Annotated in this window: 18 protein-coding genes; 10 read left to right on the top strand and 8 right to left on the bottom strand. The window is 54.9% G+C overall.

Annotated elements, in window-relative coordinates; all coding sequences use genetic code 11:
• Positions 1 to 46: 46 nt before the first annotated feature.
• Positions 47 to 814, bottom strand: coding sequence for a GGDEF domain-containing protein (locus AABZ39_04150; GenBank protein MEK6793943.1), 768 nt, complete (start codon positions 812 to 814; stop codon positions 47 to 49).
• A gap of 187 nt (positions 815 to 1,001) precedes the next feature.
• Between AABZ39_04150 and AABZ39_04145 the strand changes: the two genes are divergently transcribed.
• The 8 genes from AABZ39_04145 to AABZ39_04110 all read left to right on the top strand — a co-directional run bounded on the left by AABZ39_04145 (position 1,002) and on the right by AABZ39_04110 (position 8,287).
• Positions 1,002 to 1,199 carry a hypothetical protein gene (locus tag AABZ39_04145; protein ID MEK6793942.1) on the top strand — a complete coding sequence of 66 codons (198 nt, stop codon included), beginning with the start codon at positions 1,002 to 1,004 and terminating at the stop codon, positions 1,197 to 1,199.
• 3 nt (positions 1,200 to 1,202) lie between these two features.
• A complete protein-coding gene (locus AABZ39_04140) occupies positions 1,203 to 2,003 on the top strand; it encodes an AAA family ATPase (protein ID MEK6793941.1) in 801 nt (266 codons plus the stop codon).
• A gap of 86 nt (positions 2,004 to 2,089) precedes the next feature.
• Positions 2,090 to 4,069, top strand: coding sequence for a FlgO family outer membrane protein (locus tag AABZ39_04135; protein ID MEK6793940.1), 1,980 nt, complete (start codon positions 2,090 to 2,092; stop codon positions 4,067 to 4,069).
• Positions 4,070 to 4,073: 4 nt separating this feature from the next.
• A complete protein-coding gene (locus tag AABZ39_04130) occupies positions 4,074 to 4,928 on the top strand; it encodes an alpha/beta hydrolase-fold protein (GenBank protein ID MEK6793939.1) in 855 nt (284 codons plus the stop codon).
• Positions 4,929 to 4,965: 37 nt separating this feature from the next.
• A complete protein-coding gene (locus tag AABZ39_04125; protein ID MEK6793938.1) occupies positions 4,966 to 5,598 on the top strand; it encodes a M15 family metallopeptidase in 633 nt (210 codons plus the stop codon).
• Positions 5,599 to 5,652: 54 nt separating this feature from the next.
• On the top strand, positions 5,653 to 6,492 hold the full coding sequence (locus AABZ39_04120; GenBank protein MEK6793937.1) for a class I SAM-dependent methyltransferase: 840 nt from the start codon (positions 5,653 to 5,655) through the stop codon (positions 6,490 to 6,492).
• A 244-nt stretch (positions 6,493 to 6,736) separates the two neighbouring features.
• Complete coding sequence (locus AABZ39_04115) at positions 6,737 to 7,834, top strand: lysylphosphatidylglycerol synthase transmembrane domain-containing protein (protein MEK6793936.1); 1,098 nt, start codon at positions 6,737 to 6,739, stop codon at positions 7,832 to 7,834.
• Positions 7,835 to 7,840: 6 nt separating this feature from the next.
• Complete coding sequence (locus AABZ39_04110; GenBank protein MEK6793935.1) at positions 7,841 to 8,287, top strand: YaaR family protein; 447 nt, start codon at positions 7,841 to 7,843, stop codon at positions 8,285 to 8,287.
• Between the two features lie 421 nt (positions 8,288 to 8,708).
• Here the strand turns inward: AABZ39_04110 and AABZ39_04105 are convergent, their stop codons facing one another.
• From AABZ39_04105 to thyX, 6 genes are all read right to left on the bottom strand, one after another.
• Positions 8,709 to 9,188 carry a DUF3368 domain-containing protein gene (locus AABZ39_04105; protein MEK6793934.1) on the bottom strand — a complete coding sequence of 160 codons (480 nt, stop codon included), beginning with the start codon at positions 9,186 to 9,188 and terminating at the stop codon, positions 8,709 to 8,711.
• Complete coding sequence (locus AABZ39_04100; protein MEK6793933.1) at positions 9,181 to 9,426, bottom strand: UPF0175 family protein; 246 nt, start codon at positions 9,424 to 9,426, stop codon at positions 9,181 to 9,183. Before AABZ39_04100 ends, AABZ39_04105 begins: the two co-directional genes overlap by 8 nt.
• A gap of 15 nt (positions 9,427 to 9,441) precedes the next feature.
• A complete protein-coding gene (locus tag AABZ39_04095) occupies positions 9,442 to 9,612 on the bottom strand; it encodes a hypothetical protein (GenBank protein MEK6793932.1) in 171 nt (56 codons plus the stop codon).
• Between the two features lie 195 nt (positions 9,613 to 9,807).
• The gene (locus AABZ39_04090) at positions 9,808 to 10,665 is read right to left on the bottom strand and encodes a hypothetical protein (GenBank protein ID MEK6793931.1); all 858 of its coding nucleotides are present in this window, start codon (positions 10,663 to 10,665) and stop codon (positions 9,808 to 9,810) included.
• Complete coding sequence (locus tag AABZ39_04085) at positions 10,662 to 11,633, bottom strand: DUF1385 domain-containing protein (GenBank protein MEK6793930.1); 972 nt, start codon at positions 11,631 to 11,633, stop codon at positions 10,662 to 10,664. The genes AABZ39_04090 and AABZ39_04085 overlap by 4 nt, the downstream gene beginning before the upstream one ends.
• Positions 11,630 to 12,328 (bottom strand): FAD-dependent thymidylate synthase, encoded by a 699-nt coding sequence (thyX, locus tag AABZ39_04080; GenBank protein ID MEK6793929.1) that lies wholly within the window; start codon positions 12,326 to 12,328, stop codon positions 11,630 to 11,632. Before thyX ends, AABZ39_04085 begins: the two co-directional genes overlap by 4 nt.
• 139 nt (positions 12,329 to 12,467) lie before the next feature.
• Here thyX and AABZ39_04075 point away from each other — a divergent pair, with 139 nt between their 5' ends.
• Together AABZ39_04075 and AABZ39_04070 are read left to right on the top strand one after the other, a co-directional pair.
• Positions 12,468 to 13,484, top strand: coding sequence for a Gfo/Idh/MocA family oxidoreductase (locus AABZ39_04075; protein ID MEK6793928.1), 1,017 nt, complete (start codon positions 12,468 to 12,470; stop codon positions 13,482 to 13,484).
• Positions 13,485 to 13,600: 116 nt separating this feature from the next.
• Complete coding sequence (locus AABZ39_04070; protein MEK6793927.1) at positions 13,601 to 14,839, top strand: cellulase family glycosylhydrolase; 1,239 nt, start codon at positions 13,601 to 13,603, stop codon at positions 14,837 to 14,839.
• 13 nt (positions 14,840 to 14,852) lie between these two features.
• Here AABZ39_04070 and AABZ39_04065 read toward each other — a convergent pair whose 3' ends face one another.
• Positions 14,853 to 18,527 carry a hypothetical protein gene (locus AABZ39_04065; GenBank protein MEK6793926.1) on the bottom strand — a complete coding sequence of 1,225 codons (3,675 nt, stop codon included), beginning with the start codon at positions 18,525 to 18,527 and terminating at the stop codon, positions 14,853 to 14,855.
• Positions 18,528 to 18,571 lie beyond the last annotated feature (44 nt).

Genomic DNA, 18,571 nt, shown 5'->3' with positions numbered 1-18,571 from the left:
TTCGTGCCGGTTTGTCAACCCGCTGATGCAGGAATTCGGGGTGCTGTCAGACCGGCGTATGCCCTTTGTTGGACGCGGCGTACGCCTCGCGGATGCGTTTATAATCGACATCCTTATCGTATACCTTGTACTGGTTCTTTCCCGCATGCTTCGCATCGTAGAGCGCATCATCCGCTTCTTTCTGCAGCGTCTTATATGCATCGCGCATCTGGCCGGCATCGATGCGCTTTAAGTTGGCATAGCTCACGCACAGGAGGCTCACGCCGGCGCTCACGCCGAATTTGATCGGGGACGTATCGAAATTGTAGGAGATCTTATCGATCTCATTGAATATCTTATTGAGATATACGCTTGCGCCCTTGATGTCGGTGGCAGGGAGCATGACATCGAATTCTTCGCCGCCGTAGCGTATGGTATAATCGGTCGGGCGTGAATTCTCCTTGAGTATCGTGGCGAAATCGATGAGGACGATATCGCCCTTATCATGCCCGTATTTATTATTGATGATGGAAAAATCGTCGATATCGAAGCGTATGTAGGCGACGTTGTATGCATCACGTAGCACGGGGCGGTCGAGTATCCGTGAGGCCGTCTTGAGGATTATCGTCAGGTAATCGTCGCTGTACTTGAGCAGGTTGGTCTTATTATCAATATTTATCTTTTCTTCGAGTATCTTGTTCTTATCGAGCAGCGAATAATAATCGAGCTCGAGCAGACGCAATGTCTCGATCGCCTCGTCGGTCACCGCATCATGCGCAAGGAGATGCGTCATGATCTTTATCGTGTTGATGTTAAAACTGGTTAATTCTCGCATACTGCCCGCGCGCTGGTGCGCTGTATACGGATTCGCTGCACCCCTACACTATACTACACTACCACCCAAAAAGCAAGACAATGCATCGGTAAGCACGCGGCGGCCGATCCCCGGATCCTCACATGAGGACAAAGAAAAGCTTGCTTTTTCATCGCCTTCTGGTAGAATCAATTTTACCGGGAAACACATGGACGAATACATTAAATTCCTCGACAGCGCCAAGCCCGCCGAACGCATCAAAGGGCTCGATATGCTCGCGTCCGCCGACCTCGCCGGCGAGGAGCGCCTTGCCGCGATACGCAAGCTCAAGGACATGATCCTCGACTGGGACGAGAACGTACAGACGAAGGTCTCCGAAGTGCTCACGAAGCTCACGGGAACATAGGCTATGGGAACGGTCATATCATTCACCAGCGGCAAGGGCGGCGTAGGCAAGACCTTCACCGCGGTCAATATGGCGGTGGAGCTCGCGAGCCGCGGCAATAAAGTGCTCGTATTCGATATGGACATCAACTGTTCGAACGTCTTCATCCTGCTCCATGTCAAGCCCGAGAACCTCTTTCAGCGCTACTTCGAGAACGCCATCCCCATCGAAAAGGCCATCCTGAAAAGCGATTACGGCGTTGATGTGATATCCGCCGGCGTGAACATACTGAGCTTCATTCAGTACGAGAACGAATACAACTTCAACCGCCTCATACGCGATATCGAGGTGCTGCGCTCGACCTACGATTTCATCCTCATCGACCACGCGGCGGGCATTCGCCAGGAGCTTTTGAAATTCTACGGGATATCGAACGAGATAGTGCTCGTCGCCAACCCCGAAGTGACCGCGCTCACCGACCTCTACCGCGTCATCAAGGTGATAAGCGCGAACCATCTCTGCGACAATATGAACCTCCTCGTCAACCGCGTCAGGAATATCGACTGGGCGGTGAACCTCTATCGCGAGATGAAAAAGGTCATGGGAAAATTCGATATCTCCGAACCGCTCTATCTCCTCGGCCCCATCCTGAGCGACGAGGACAAAGTGCTCCTCTCCATACAGAAGCGCACGCCGCTTGTGAAACTGTTCCCGAAGACGCCGATCAAAGGCGGCTTTACGCTCGCGGTCACGCGCCTGCTCTACAAGATGGGGCTGTTCAAGGAAGAGGGCGCGGAAAAGAAGGCGTTCGCAAAGATATTCTAGTCATTCCGTTTTTTTCTTGACAACCATTACCGCCGTGATATAATCCCCCGTGTTCCGGGTCATATCGATCAGCAGGGGGTTGTAATATGAATAGGGTATTGAAAAGCGCAGTCATCATCGTTTTGCTCTCGTCGTTGTGCACGGCAGCAGAGTATCGTCTTCAGGACGGCATTGTCGAGATCGCGAATCAGATATCGCGGTCCATGAAGAACAAGAACGCAAAAAGTGTCGCGATACTTGACTTCACCGAGCTGAGCGGGGCAAAGCTCCTGTTCGGCGGATATCTGTCCGAAAAGCTCATTTTCGAGATCTTCCGCATCGAAGGCCTTAAGGTCATCGAGCGCAACAAGTTGAACGAGGTCTTACGAGAGCTTACGCTGCAGAATACGGGAATGATGGACGGCAATTCCATCAAGGAACTCGGACGCATACTCGGCGTTGATGCTCTCCTCATCGGGACCATCACCGACATGGGAACGTCCGTCGATATCAACGGACGACTTGTCAATACGCAGTCGGCTGAGATACTTGCAGTAACTTCGATCATGCTGAAAAAGGACGATCAGCTTGCATTGATGATGAAGCCGCAAGGCACCGCGGTCGTTTCGACAGCCGGCGACAGCACGGCATCCGCACAGAAAAAATATGACATCACTGTTCGCGTATTAAGCGCCACGATCAAAGACAAGGCCGTTGCCGACGCGGAAGTTACACTGCAGAAAGAAGGGCAGCCCTCCGTTGCGGCCAGGACCGATGCGGAAGGAAAAGCCGTCGTTCGTTCCGCCTTCCCTGATGACGGTTCGGTTTCCCTCATCATTAAGAAGGAAGGGTATTCCACACTCACCGCGAAAGGGCCATGCACCGGCATGTCGTATGCTGTCAGTGAGATCCTCCTGCAAATGGATGCGTTCCGAGTGGTGCTTTCCTGGGGTGCAGAACCGAACGATCTTGACCTGCATGTGGTCTATCCGAACAATCACATCAACTTCAATAAGAAAACAGGGAGCGATGCGTTCCTTGACGTGGATGACACAAGTTCCTTCGGCCCGGAGACGATCACCATACAGCGCCGGCGACAGGGTGAAAAGTATGTCTTCGCTGTGCATAATTACTCGGCGAACGGCAGCTACGGGAATCGCAAACTTTCCGATGTGAGCAAGGCGAAAGTTTTCGTCTATGTAGGGCAGTCGCTTATCCGCTCATACTCCGTACCGGCGAATCAGAAAGGCGGGCTCTGGGTGGTGTTCGCCGTTGACGGGAACGGGGCTATCAACGATATCGGCAATATCGTCGATATCGCCGAGTCCAGCCGCGTTGAGTCCTATCTCAGACAGCTCATTGAGCGTGCCGACTTCGGCGTTGCACGGCGTGCGACCGCCGCGGAATCCGATGATGCGAAAAGCTTTACCGACAGGGGTGCGAGCGCGCTTAATCTCGGCGGCGGCGAACTCGCAGTGAGCTTTTTCCAGAAAGCCATCGAGCGCGATCCGAATTTCGGACCGGCATATGAGGGCCTCGCGCGGGCATATGAAAAACTGAACCGAAGCGCAGAAGTGATGTGGGCGAGACGGAAAGCGAGCGAGCTTACCCGCTTTGTCCCCGCGAACGGATTCCGCATCGCCAATGCCGGTGTGGCACTGACGGCATCATCATCGATGGGCAACTGGAAGCAGTATACGTTCACGCCGGACAATCTCATCGACGACAATCTCTGGACATCGTGGCAGCCGGTCACCAAGCCCGCCGGGGGCGAGAAAGAATGGATAAAAATGAGCTTTAAGAAAGAAAAGACCGTGACCGGTTTTGAATTCTCCAACGGTTTCCGCCGCATCGACGATCTCGGCGATCTCTATACGATGAACAACCGCATAAAGACGGCTTTGATACAGTTCTCCGACGGCAGCGAAATGCCGATCACGTTCAACGATACGCCCACGGAGTCCACGTTCATGCTTCCCTCGCCGAAGAAATGCACGTGGGTAAAGCTCACCGTGAACTCCATCTACAAAGGGACAAAATGGAACGATCTCGCGCTCTCCGAATTCCATGTTCTTGGGCAGGAGTGAACGCATGATGCGCTCAGTGCTCGCATTCATTCTCGCAGCCGCAACGGCATGCGCAGCGGACGGCTGGCTGACAAAGGTAACGGTCAACGGCACCATCGACGGGAAAGCCGCAACCACAGGAATGGAAGTCTATCTGCCCGCGGGATATACAAAGAACAAAACGGCGAGGAAATATCCGCTCGTTATTGCGCTTCACGGCTGGAATCACTCGCCGGCATTGTGGCGGCAGAAGGGCGATCTCGGACCGTTCGCCGACAAGTACGGCGTCGTGATCGCCGTCCCGAACATGGGGCAGACGGTGTATGAAAGCACCTTCTACCCGGAAACGATAAGCGGCTGGAGAATGGCGCCGGGCGTACGCTGGATAGGAGAAGCGGTGCTCACGCACATGCGGAAGAAATATTCCGTGCACACAAACCGCGCGCATACCGCCGTTATCGGATACTCCACCGGCGGACGGGGCGCAGTGCTCGTTTCGGAGCTGTATCCGGAATTCGCGTTCGCGGGGAGCGTGTCCGGCACGTTCGATCTTATGCGGCTGAAGACATCGGAAGGCGAATACAAGATACATGAGGTCGTCTACGGCAAGCGCGACAAATTCCCGGAACGCTGGCAGAAGGATAATTGCATATCGCCTTCGCTTGTAAGCAATCTTACCGGCACGGCGCTGTTCATCGGCCACGGCGGACGGGATACATCGGTCAGGCCCGATCAGCTCGATGCGCTGCGCGATGCGCTCAAGGGAACATCGATACGTGCGGAATTCATCGTGCAGACGAACGGCATCCATGACTGGAGTTATTGGAACTCTCAGTGGGATGCCATGTTCACGGCGATGCACGCGGCGATCACAAAGTAGCGGTTTTTTCGAGTGTATATCATTCAGGGGAGTGAGTATGAAAATAACGATGATCATCGCGACGATATGCATAGCAGGTTCATTGTCAGCCGCCAACGATATGCCGGCGGATTTCGTCGAGATACGCACGGTGATACCGGATATCATCCTTGATATACGGTACGCCACGACGAATAATTTCCTCGGCGTCATTCACAACGGTTTCTACGCCGCCAAGGCATGGTGCGTAAAGGAGGCAGCGGACGCGCTCTCGCTCGTGCAGAACGACCTGAAGCCGCAGGGGCTGAAGCTGAAAATATATGACGCCTATCGCCCGATGTCATCCGAATGGCAGATGATAGAGTGGGCGCTCGCCGCCGGAAAGCGCAGCCTCATCGGCATCTATATCCCCGGGTCGATAAATCCCCTCACGCGATACGGCCATGTATGCGGCAATATGATCGATGTTACGCTCGTGGATAAAGCCGGAAAAGAACTTGTCATGGGAACGGGATACGATGAGTTCAGCACCAAGGCGAATACGATGAACGCAAGCGGGCTGGTATTATCGAACCGTATGCTTCTTCTTAAGACGATGGAAAAGCGCGGGTTTAAAAATTACAGCGGTGAATGGTGGCATTTCAAGTATACGGCGAAAGAGCATGAGGCGCTCAATACGCCGATACGCTGACCATTCGCTGAACGCAGGGATTGACTGCGTCCCATAGCGGGATATACTCCCAGAATGAAAATGACATGGGACACGCGCAACGCACGCGTCGATACGGATGCGGAACTGGTATTCCTCGCCGACTGTGAGACTGGCGGTCACACGCATATCTCGGCAAAAAAGCGATTCCTGCAATTTCTCCGCGCTATGCGCTCGATGCACGCCATGCCGAAAAAGGTGCTCGATGTCGGCGGCAACAAAGGCACCGGACGCTGGTTCTCGGCAACGCTCCCGTCATCGACGGTGACGATACTGAATGCATCGCCCAAGGAGCTTCACGGCTACAAGCCGTTCCTGAAAGGCGACGCATCCGATTTCAAGACGAAGGACAAATTCGATCTTATCATCCTCGGCGAACTGCTCGAGCATGTGTATAACCCGGACGGTGTAATAGCATCCGCGTCAAGGGCGCTCGCACCGGGCGGGTATGTGTACATCACGACGCCCAACCTCGCGTGCATTTATAATCGTGTGTTCCTCGCCTTCGGTCTTTCGCTCATGAACTATTTCCCTTCGATACGCTACCGCGCCGGCAACCGCTTTCTCGAGGACACGAACGGCGTGTTCGGCATCGTCCCCGATCACAAATCGGTGTTCACGTACGGTGCGCTCCGTGAAGTGATCGGCCATTACGGGCTTTCTGTCGTGTACGCGGACGGCTATGATTACGGCCGGAAAGAGCCGTTCCGCACGGTAGGCGATCGTTACTACAAGATACCAGCATCAGGATTCCGGAGCAGGCTCAACGACATGCTTCCGGTGGGTCTCCGCGAGGGGATTACCCTCCTCTGCAAAAAAACGGGGGAATGCAAGCCGGGAGAGGGTATTCTCACGCATTCGGTGTGGGATCTGTAGCCGCGCACGCCCCAGCGCATCATATAAATCAGGAAAAACCACAGAGAAACGCAGGAGAAAGCACAGAGAGCAAAAATAAAAAATGAAATCACCCGATTGGTGAAAACTAAAAACCCGCATTTCTCTGTGCTCTCCGTTTTCCCTCTGTGGTTGCATTTTTCTTACATGATAATTCGGGCACGAGCGCGCTCTTGACAATAGCCCCCATTGACCTATCATGGCAGGACAATAGTAAGGAAAACACATGAAAAAGAAGCCCGTGAAAAAGGGTTCATCTCCCAAAAAATCGTACTCCATGCTCATTCAGCTCATCGTCGGGCTTGTGATAAGCGCGGTATTCATCTTCATAACGTTCCGCACGCTCGATTTCGGCAAGATCTGGCAGAGCCTCCTTTCAGCGAACTGGTTCGTTGTGCTCATCGCCGTTGTGGTGCAGATCGCGGCACTCGCGCTTCGCGGGATACGCTGGGGGTATCTCATACCGGTGAATGCGAAGATACGCACGAGCACGCTCATCGAAGCGACGTATATCGGCTATATGGCGAACAACATCTTTCCGGCAAAGCTCGGCGAGATAATACGGCCGTATCTCCTCGGAAAAAAAGAGGGCATCAGCAAAACATCGGCCTTCGCGAGCATCGTCATGGAACGCATCATCGATGGCCTCACCGTTGTCGGCATACTGTTCGTGATATCGTTCATCTCACCGGAGATACTCCGCAATACGAAGGAGGCGCTCTCCCTCGTCGCATCGTTCCTCGGCATGAAGTCGGCGCCCGCCATAGACGTGCGGAAGGTAACGACCGTCGGGTTTCTCGCCGTCCTCGCGCTCCTTGGGTTCATGATATTCCTCCGCGTCGGGCGGTCCACGGCGTTCGGTGTCGTCTCGTTCTTCCTCAAACCGCTGCCGAAGAAGTTCTCCGAGAAGGTCATCGCCGTCCTTCACAAATTCGTCGACGGCATCGGTTTCAAGCCCGCGCCCGGAAGCGTTCCTATCATGACCGGCATCACCGTCATCTACTGGATACTCATCAGCGCAAGCCTCATGATACTTCTCTTCGCCTTCCCGTTCGGGCGCGCGCTTCCCTCGCCGTATCTCGCCGCGCTCTGGGTGATGTGCATATCCGGGCTCGGCCTCTCCATCCCCTCGGCGCCGAGCGGCATCGGCACGTATGAATTCGCCGCCATCTTCGGCCTCGTCCTCTGCGGCATTGTCCCCGAGGACGCGGCATCGGTCGCCATACTTGCACACTTCGTCATCGGGCTCATTCCCCAGGTCATAGCCGGATTCATCTGCCTCGGTATAAGCGGTGTCAGTTTTTCCGAAGCCACCAAGGGGTGAACGCACATGCGTGTCGATGATGCATTCTCACAGCAGCGCCGCATCAATGAACGGAAGAAACCATCCGCGACATCATCGAAAACAGGCTCCGCCGATTTCCGTGCGGCGCTCGAAAAGCAGGAAGCGGTCGTATTCGAAGAATTCTCATTATCGCTCGATGACCTTAAGCGCGAAATAGACACTGCCGGCGATGCCCTCGACCGCGAACCGTCGCTCGAACAGTATCAGCGTTTCCGCGACCTCATACGCGAGCTCACCAAACGCGTCTCCACCGATGCGTACCGTCTCAAGAAAGTCGGCCTCTCGCGCACAAAGCAGTATGAGATCGTCAAGGTCATCAATACGGAACTGGACGCGCTCTATCGGCTCGTCCGCAAGACACAGAAGGACCGCATTGCGGTGACGAATAAGATCATACGGCTGAAAGGGCTTGTCGTGGATGTGATGTCGTGAATTCACCCCTATCCCCCGGCCCCTTTCCACCCGTGGCGGCATTGCCGCCAGCTGCGCCAAAGGCGCACGTCTAGGAAGGGAAAGGGGCTCGCTTGTTTTGAACATAGAATGTATCGTAAATAATGTATTATTCTGAATGACCATTGTTGCTGTGTGATGCGAACCATTTGCTTGTTACAGCGGTCGATTTCTTCCCTGCAGCGGGTCAATTCTTCATTGCGCAGGATAAAAAACCCGCTACAGCGGCGTGTTCACACTTCGCAGTGGAACACATGCCGCAGACAACGCCCGAACGCTTCGTGCTGATACGGTCTGAGATCAAAGGCAGAATTGAGATTGTCGCGGATATGTTTCGGCGTTTCGGGCAATGACTTTTCGTGCCTTACACAGGTCGTTATCTCCTGTTCAAGAGTTTGAGGCATTATCCCCCCGCTTTTGAGGAAATAGAATCGACAACCGCATCCGAGATCCACATTCCCTTCGAACGCATCTCAAGCAGCACCGTTTTTACGGACGGTAACAGCCCGGCACGTTTCGCCAGGATCAATACCGATCCGGTACCGAGTGGTTTGATCCCCAATGACAGGCAGCACGCCTTCGCTTCCGCGTCACCCAGCACAGGACGAACGGCGGGATTCGCCAAAGCAAACGAAATTACGCCGGTTTCTCCAATACCGAGATCCCATGAAATAACTTTATCATTATTCTGCGTGTTGCAATGCACGACAATGCCGTCTTCTTTCAATACAGTTGCTGTTTCATTCGAAGCATCGACGGCTATTTCCTGCACCACGACACGCGGAATATACATTTTATCGAACAATTTCCGCAGAACATGAAAATACCCCGTTTTGGAAAAGAGTATTATCGGCGAGGCATTGAGGACGATCTCGTTACTCATCCAATTCCTCATGCAAAGAGGTCTCGTCGTCCTGTAGCACTGAAACTTTATACTCACTTAAGACTTTAATGAACTCGGCGCGGGTCACCCCGCATATTTCGGCGGCCTTGTCCTGCGTGATCTTCCGCATCTCATACCATTTTACTGTCGCAGCTTTTTCCATCTCTTTCACATATTCTTCCGGCGTTACCCATATGCTTGAAAAGGCGCTGTCGGGGATGTTGATGGTCAAGCGCATAAAAGCCTCCTTCCGCTATTTTGTGTAAAAAAACTTATTCAATTTCTTATCCGCTCCCGAAACCTTATAATCGGCGTCCATTCCTAGTGCGAGCTCTATGACTTTATTCTTGAGGAGTTTGCCGTCTGCCGCGAGGCGTTCATCTTTGGAGAGCAATGCTGTCAATTCGTTGAGCAAATTCTGCATCGAGCGTCCTCGCGTAAAAAACTATTCGCAATCTATGCCCGTAGTATATACCAATCATATTATTCTACAACAAAATTTATAGAGTCGCGTGTATCGGGGTTACTCTCCCCTTTCCCTTCTCAGACGTGCGCCTTTGGCGCAGCTGACGGCAAAGCCGCCACGGGTGGAAAGAGGCGGGGATAGGGGTTGCCCCCCCTACTTCCACTTCCCCTGCGACACATTCGTCGCTATCGTATAGGAAGCGTCGGCATTCGTGTTCACCGCTCGCCGGTACACGACGAAATTCCTCGTAAGCACCGCTCGCCGCACGGGGAAGCGATTGGTGCTCAATGACACTGACCCGCTCCCCCACTGATAGGACGCGATAACGGCATTGCTCATATCACCGAGCGTGTTCGCTGTCGTCTCGGCCTTCGGCAGTGCTCCGATGAACTCCCCGGCCGTGACCGTTCCGTCAATGCCTTTCGTATCGGTACCGACGCGGATACTGAAATTACCCACCATGCTCCGTATGAACGCGTTCCCGCCGGCGGCATTCCGTATGATGGAATGAGGTATCTTCCCAAGGAGCGCATCGCATGCGGCAGCAACGAACGCATCGCTCACGGGGATAAGCGGTGACACATTGGAAACGGGCGTATCGAGTATGAGAACAAGCGCGCGCGGAGTGAATGAGAGCACATCGGCAAGCGGGAGGAATGAAGCCGTATTGGAAAGCACGCTGTCCGACGCTGCGAGGAGAATGCCGTCTTTGCCGCGAAGCGCATAGGTGTTCAGATAGAGTACCACGACGCCGTCGGCGGCTATGGTCCTTGCCGTGAATTTCTTTATGAATTGCGCACGCGCGAAGGGACCGGTGAGGAATGATACCGACTCCTCAGGCACATTCACCGATGTCGTTGTCTGAAAAAGCTCTTCGATGAGCGATGGCAGTTCGGGATTTGCCGGTATCGAGGGATGCGCCGCGCTTACGCCGATGGAGTACAACCGCACCGGGACGTCCGCCGCCCACAGGGAAAGCGAGGCAGCGACCGCAATGAGAAAAAGCCTCATGCGCCTTTGAGCTTCTCGAAGGAGGCAATGGCGACCTCGATCTGCTTTTGATCGGGCTCTTTCGTCGTCAGACGCTGGAACAACAGCCCCGGGAAGATCGCCGCCTGCAGGACGAAATTCTTCTCGAAACGGAACGCGAGCTTGAGAAGTTCGTAGGAAATACCGGCGATGAAAGGCAGCATGCCTATCTGTATCGCCAGTATCGCGATATTGCTCTGGAATTTACCCATTGTACGGAAGCCCGGCAGGCTGTTGATGAGCGGCTGCATGGCGATGTAGACGACAACGCCTACTGCAAGCACGAGAAAGATGAAAGTCGTCCCGCAGCGCGGATGAACGACGGGGAATCGCTTCACTGTCTTCGGCGATATTTTCTCCCCCGCTTCGTACGCATTGGCGACCTTATGCTCGGCCCCGTGATACTGGAACATACGGCGCATGTCCTTCATGAGCGACATGGCGAGAAGATAAAAGAAGAACACAAGGAGCTTGATGACGCCGGCTATGCTGTTGAAAACAATGGGATGGTCGACGGCCATGTTCTTGGAATTGAAAAGGCCGCCGAGGAGCACGGTGAGCACGAAGGGCAATGCCTTGAAAAGTGCTATCGCGAACACGAGCGAAAGAATGAGCGCGATGGTAAGCACCCAATCGCCGTTCCCCTTTTTTTTCTTCGCCGCTTCCTTCTTACGCTCTTCCTCGGTCATGGCCTCATCAGCGGAATACGTGAGGATAGAGTATCCGAGCTTCAGCTGCTCGAAAAAGTTGAGCATGCCCCGGAGGAACGGCAGCTTGAAAAGCGTATACTTGGAAGCCGCGCTCACTATCGCTTCCTTCTTGGTCACGATATCGCCCTTCTCCCGGCGCACCGCCACCGCATAATGCATCTTATCACGGAGCATGACGCCCTCAATGACGGCCTGCCCGCCCACGGTCTCCACGGTCCTTCTATCGATTTTCTTTTTCATTGTTCCTTGCCTTTTATTGTCTCTTTCAGTGTCGGAAATCTGCCGCAGGAATACTGCCCTTCCGGACAGAACCCCTGCGTATCGCACGATGCGCCCGCGTTCTTGAACAGCGCCGGCGCCGCACCCTTCGCAAGCTCGCACATGCGTTTCGCCATGGCGCGTATCTCCCATTGCGCACGGGTGCACATGCGCAGATTGAAGAAATGCATAAGCTCGCGCGCGTTCATCGTCACTATTATCTTCGCCTCTTTCGCGTTGGGGAGCACATACCGCGCATCTTCCTGCTCCACCCCGCTGTCGATGAAGTGGCGATAAAGCGATGCCGCCTCGTTCATGAACGTCTCGTAGCGCGATGCAAGCGCCTTGTCCTTCTGTATGGCCGGCGGCGTAGTGTACGTAAATGAAGCCCCCTCGGCGATGTAGCGCTGGCTTTGCTGCGAATAGCTCGCCAGGCGATGGCGCACAAGCTCATGCGTGGTCACGCGCGAAACACCGTCGATGCCGAACGTGAAGCTCGCATGCTCAAAGGGCGTATAATGGTTCATGTCGGCAAGCTTCGTAATGAACGCATCGACATCGCTTTTCGCTATCTTCGTCTCAAGATCGGCGATGCTCGCCGGGGAATAACATAGCCGCGCGGCGGTCGCTACCGCGGTTTCAGGGTCGGGCGTATGTCGGAGGAGTCGTACTTCCATGCGGGAAGTATAACAAAATCGCGAAAAAAGCAAAGTGTCGCGAGATTCTCCATGCCGTTTCCGGTTTCGTCCATTCATTGTGCGGGGCATCGATAGTACCTTTCCGCAGTATCGTTATTTATCACAGAAGGAGCGCGACATGGACACCATTCGCACCGCCATACTCGGTTATGGACGCAACGGCAGCACCATGCATGCGGGCGGCGTCGGCACGAACAAAGGATTCACCATGGCGGCAGTCTGCGATATCGACGCAAAACGCCGCGACGAGGCGGCACAACGCTTTTCCTGTCCGGCATACACGGATCATCGCAAAATGCTTGCAAAAGAGAAACTCGATCTCGTTATCATCGTCACCCGCACAGACCAGCACTGCGCCATGACATGCGATGCACTTTCCGCGGGGGCGAATGTCCTTGTCACAAAACCCTGGGCGGTGAACGCGCGTGAGGCGCGTACGATGATAGCCGCGGCGAAACGCACGAAGCGCATGCTCCTTCCGTGGCTTCCGACGTTCTGGGGTGCGGACACGCGAAGGCTTCGCGAGATCATCGAGCAGAAGACCATCGGCGATGTGTTCATGATACGCCGCATCGTCACCGCTTTCGGGACACGCAGTGACTGGCAGACGGAAAAACGCTGCGGCGGGGGTTATCTCCTCAATTGGGGACCGCATATCGTATTCCCCGCAGTGCTGATCGGGGGCGGAAAGCCGCGTACCGTGTACGGGAACATGAAGCAGGTCATCAATCCCGGCGACGTCGAGGATAATTTCTTCGCCGCGATAACGCTTTCCAACGGCACGCTTGTGCTTGCGGAGCATACCATGACGCCGACGGCAATGCCCAACTGGATAGTACAGGGAACGAAAGGGAGCGTTATCGTCCATGGAAAACAGCTGACGCTTATCCGTCATGAACCGCCGAAGCCCGACGACCCGACGAAGTACGCCGACATGAAAGGAGCAAAGCCCAGCGAGAGTGTGGAAACGCTCGGCGACATCTACGGTGACACGAATGAGATCTATGCCGCCATCGCAAAAGCGATTCGCGGGGAAGCGGCCTATCCGGTGTCGCTGGACGCGGCGCTCGAGCTTTCCACGATATTCGATGCCATACGCTCATCAAACGAAAAAAAGCGCATCGTTTCGATGTGACTTCGCTGAAAGCATTATCAGATAGGCAAAAAACAGTTGTGTACATTGACACTGCACATCCGTTGCAGTACAGTATAGCGGCAAGGACAAGAACGATATCGCTTTCAGGAGCCCCCATGAAAGACCTCTATCGATTCGTCATTACCGCCATCATCACCGCGTGCGCAGCGTACACAACACCCATCGGTTTTGTAACAAAGCAAGGGGCAAAGCTCTATCTCAACGGAAAGGAATACCGCGCCATGGGCGTGAACATGCCCAATCTCCATCAGTCGTACATGGGCACCTGGTTCCATGATCGCGAAAAATACGGCACGCATGAGAACGCGAAGCAGGCGATGATAGACGGCGTCCTTGATGCGGCGAAGAACGGCGTGGCCTTCATGCGCTTTTTCGCAGGCCCGGGATATCCGAAAGATATAAGTCTTCTGTACGCTAAAGATCCCGAACGGTACTGGAAAATGATGGACGAGGTGTTCGCGCTCTGCCGCACGAATAACATCCGACTCATCCCGTCCCTCGGCACAGTGACAGGGTGGTATTCCTGGTGCTCTGAACCCGCGCAGGCGATACTCGATCCGTCATCGAAGACCTATGCCGCGACGATGAAATATATCCGGGAATTCGTATCGCGATACAAGGACGATCCCACCGTGCTCATGTGGGAGCTTGAGAACGAGGTGATGCTCAAAGCGGACGTCGATGTGAAGAACCGCCCGCTCAAACCCAAAGGCGTCTATCCGGCCGATTTCCCGAACACGATACGCACCAACGGCGAACGCGAGGACTCGCTCACCTGGGACATGATAATGCGTATATACAAGGAGCATACCGCGTTCATCAGGTCGATCGACCCGAACCATCTCATCACGAGCGGCGATTCGAGGACACGCGATGAATGCACGAGCCGCCGCGAGACATTCCCCGACTTCAAGTACCGGAGCGACACATGGGACGAGCTCCTTGCGAACAATATCGCCTCGCAGTCATCGCTCGATGTGTTCAGCTTCCATCAATACGGCAAACCGGGGAATCTTACCGACGAAAAAAAATACCCCGGATGGCCCGCGACGAGCGGTGAGCGATGCATCGGTCTCGTACACGCCGCTCTCGCCTCGGGAAAACCGGTGTTCATCGGCGAGCTCGGACAGGATACGCCCAAGCATGCCGAGGACCCCGGCATGGAGTGGACGCTTCGATACATCGACGCCTGTGAAAAAGAGGGTGCGCCGCTCATATGCCTCTGGGTGTGGCATTTCGTCTGGCAGAGCAAGGACTTCAATATGACGAGCGCATCGCATCCATTGATAGCGAAACGCATCGCTGAGTTCAATAAGAAATACGCAGCGCAGTAGGACGGTCTGCCGTTCAGCGCAGGACCATCACCTTAAGGACCTTCGTCCCCCACGACGACTTGAGCACGCAGACATACACGCCCGGAGCGACCTTGGCGCCGTCCTTCGCGCGCACATTCCAGAGCAGCCTGCCCTCGGTCCCGGTACCCGCGGGAACGGTCGCGAGACATTTACCGGCAATGGAATAGATCGAAGCCGACGTGCCTTCCATGATGTTCACGAACTCTATCCCGTCGCCATTGCGGTAGGGGTTGCCGAGGGCGACCGCCTGCGTGAGATCATTGCGCAGCGAGAACAGCGAGGAGATGGTGATATTGCTCACGATATAGGGTTCGCCGATGTCCTCTCCATTGTCCGCCACGACCATGAGATGACATTTCTTCGAGGTGTCAACGCCGCGCACGACCCATGTGTTCTTCACGCCGGTATCAAAAAGCCCCGTCGTTGTGCCGAGCAAATTCCCCCCGCTGATCGGTATCCACTGGGAGCTCCCGGCAAGGGCGTAGGAATACGCAAGCCCGTACGGGATGAGCGGCGCCTCGAGCGTAAGCGATAGATCGACGGCATTGGACAGGGGCCTCAGTACGGTACTTGCCGAAAGGATAGCCGGGCTCCTTCTGCTGTTGACGGTGTATATCCTTGCCTGTGTGGCGCTCGTATTGCCGACAGCGTCGCGGCCGTAACACGAGAACGTGACCGTACGCCGTATGTATACGCTCGTTCCCGGCTTTGCAAATGCCGTATACGTCACACCGTTCGTCGACCAATATCCATTATCCTCATCGACGGTCAGGTCAATGGTGAAACCGCGATTCGTCGTGAAACTCGCCGGAAATCCCGCGACCGTCGGTGCGGTATGGTCAAGCTCGGCATTGTAGGTAAGGGATACCTCGTCCTTGAACTCATCCGCCTTCGTATTCACCAGCGACGCGCCCCGTGCGTTCTTGATACCGTCAACACCGCACTTGAGCACGAGGGTGTACGCACCGCTCGCTGTCGCCCCGGTCCTCGCGTCATACCGTATCTCAAGCGATGTTCCCTTGTCATTGAGCGTTATGCTGTCGGCGGGGATGTAGACGCTCCCGGGGCCGTACAAACGGACCGTGCCGGCATTGATGCTGCCTGCGATGAACGCACTCTTGCTCGCAACGCTCGGGGTGAACACTTCCGCGGTGTAGATGCTTTCCGTAACGTTCGGATGCAATGCGCTGAGATCCACGCGCGGTGCATACGGGGCCGCCTTGGGGTCCATGACGATCATATGTGCGTAATGGCCGCCGCTCCCCTGTGTCGGATATATCGCCAATGAGCCGAAACGCGCCTCGGCGAAATAGAATCCGTCGAGCAGAAGCATTGCCATGCCCTTCAGCTGATACATGGACATGAGCGTCGGGGAACCCGATGACTCGGCGCTGTAGAGATGATAATCCGGTTCGGTATTCGCGATGAATTCCGATGCCGGCGGTGTCGAGGACAGCATCTGCCCGTCATAATAGAACCCATCGTGACTGAAGCCGCCCATGGCGCCGGTAAGACCGTAATTGTAAAGTTCATACAGTGCGTATTGCCCGACCGCTGCATACTGGTAGCGCACGAACCAGAGCTTGCCGTCGCTCTGCTCGTCGAACACCGCGCCGTTCACATTGATGAGCGATGTGCTCCCCGCTTTTATTTCGGTGCCGGCCGTATTCACGGAACTCATCTCGAATATCTTTCCGCTTGTTGACCGTATCGTGGAATGCTGGCGGGTGACAAGGTAGATGCGGTCCGGGTGGAACGGGTTCTGTATGACCACATGCCCCACGACATTCGCCAGTTCCGGAGACGTTCCCGTCCACATTCCTGCGGACCCCCAGATCTCCGCGGCGGGGACTGCACCTTCCGTAATTCGGAGCACGCCGTTCTTTATCGTCGGTGCCGCATTCGATGTGCCGATGGGAGTATACAGATATTTCGTCGCCCCGCTCGCATCGACAACAATGTTATGCGGACAGCGGACATGCGACATCGGCGGGGTATAATCCAAACCGCCGATATCACGGAACGACACCTCATATAACTTCGCGCTCGTGGAAAGCTGCACCTTCCTGAGATAATAGAAATTCGTGCTGTTCCTGTTCGTACCGTACCTGAACCAGATGATATCCGCATCGGTCTTCGCCACTTTCGCGCTGTAGAACGTATCGGCAACACCGAGACTCAGCACCGCGGTCGAATTGCCCCCCACATTGTATTCAAAGACCCGGTGCCACGAAGCGAGCCTGTTCGGAACGCGGGTCGATGTGCCCGATCCGCCCTGGGTGAAGGTCACATAGATACGCTGCCCCGACGTGGTCGGGTCAACGTAAATCTGAGCGACACGCGCGCCGTCCGGATGCGTAAGCCCCGCGGGCGTACCCCAGGATCTCGTGACGGTATTGAAATAACAGACACCGGAGAACGTCCCGACCCACATGCGGTGATTGAATTTATCATAGGAAACGGTGTATACCGCATCGCACAGGAGCCCGCCGCCCGTATTATCCTTCGTATAGCGGACGATAAGATTCCCGGATTTATCATACACCGCGACCCCGGCGCCGTGACGTCGCATATAATCCACCGAGACATGGTCATGAGTACTGATGCTCTCATGGTCCGGATGAAGACTTGTCGCACACCATATCGTATGATCGTCCTCGTTGATACCGACATCCGCCATATTCATCACTTCGTAGTCGCTGCCGTCGGATGCCATTCTGCTTGTGAGCGTTCCCGGGTTGTATTCCCAGAGCCCGAACTGCGTCGTCGCGAAATAACCATCGCCGGTCGGGAACGACCGATACGTCTGCATGACCGAGCCGGGTCGGAACGACAGCCGCTTCCATTGATGCGGAAAACTCGAGATGACCGATCCGCGCGAATAGGCGCCATCCGCACCGACCACCCAGTCCGCGTCGAGGAAATTGATGCCGGAGCAATTATTCACGAAACCGTCATTCGTTCTCCAGAGCACGAATGTGCCCCCGCGCGCCGTGATGTTCGCCCGTATATCCTCGTGATGCTGCTGCGCGGACGAGCCGGTGTACTGCGCCATGGAGTCGACGACATACTTGACGCCGCCCTGCCAGGAATCGAACACCGTTGGTCCGAAATTATCGATCATCTTCTTGATGGCCGAACGGCTCGGGCCGTCAAGCCGGGTGACGATGTAATAGCCGTACTTGCTCTTCGAGAATTTTATGCTCTCGCGGTTCAGATAATTGCTCTTCCGAATATAGGCATACGGGTTATTGGTGCACCATGACGCCAATGGATACATCGACGAAAGCTTGTGCATGATATACACATCAAGGATCGACCAGGCCGTGCTGCCGGCATTGTCATATCCTTTCGTCGGGAACCCGGATGACAGGACGATATAGTTTATCTTGCCGGCAAGACCGTTCGCATCGATGTAATTCTTTATGTCGGTTACGAATTGATCGCGCTGCGCCATGGGAACCTTTGTCGCCCCCGAACCGGAGAGCGATATCGTGGCGACATTGACCGCAGGTATCTTCCTCGCCGTCTGAAAATACGTCCCTATCTCCGCCGATGCTGCATCTCCCGCCTTGATGACAAGCAGAACGTCATCGTACGACGGCATTGCTGTCAGAGTAAAAATAAATGCGGCAAAACATACACTATAGGTTAGTATTCTGACCACGGTCGCTCCTGAGCACTTGTGCAGCACTTGTGCATTGCTCGCGC

The organism is Spirochaetota bacterium, from assembly GCA_038043445.1.
Classification (GTDB): domain Bacteria; phylum Spirochaetota; class Brachyspiria; order Brachyspirales; family JACRPF01; genus JBBTBY01.
The sequence above is the reverse complement of the archived record's forward strand: the minus strand, read 5'-3'. Positions and strand labels throughout refer to the sequence as shown.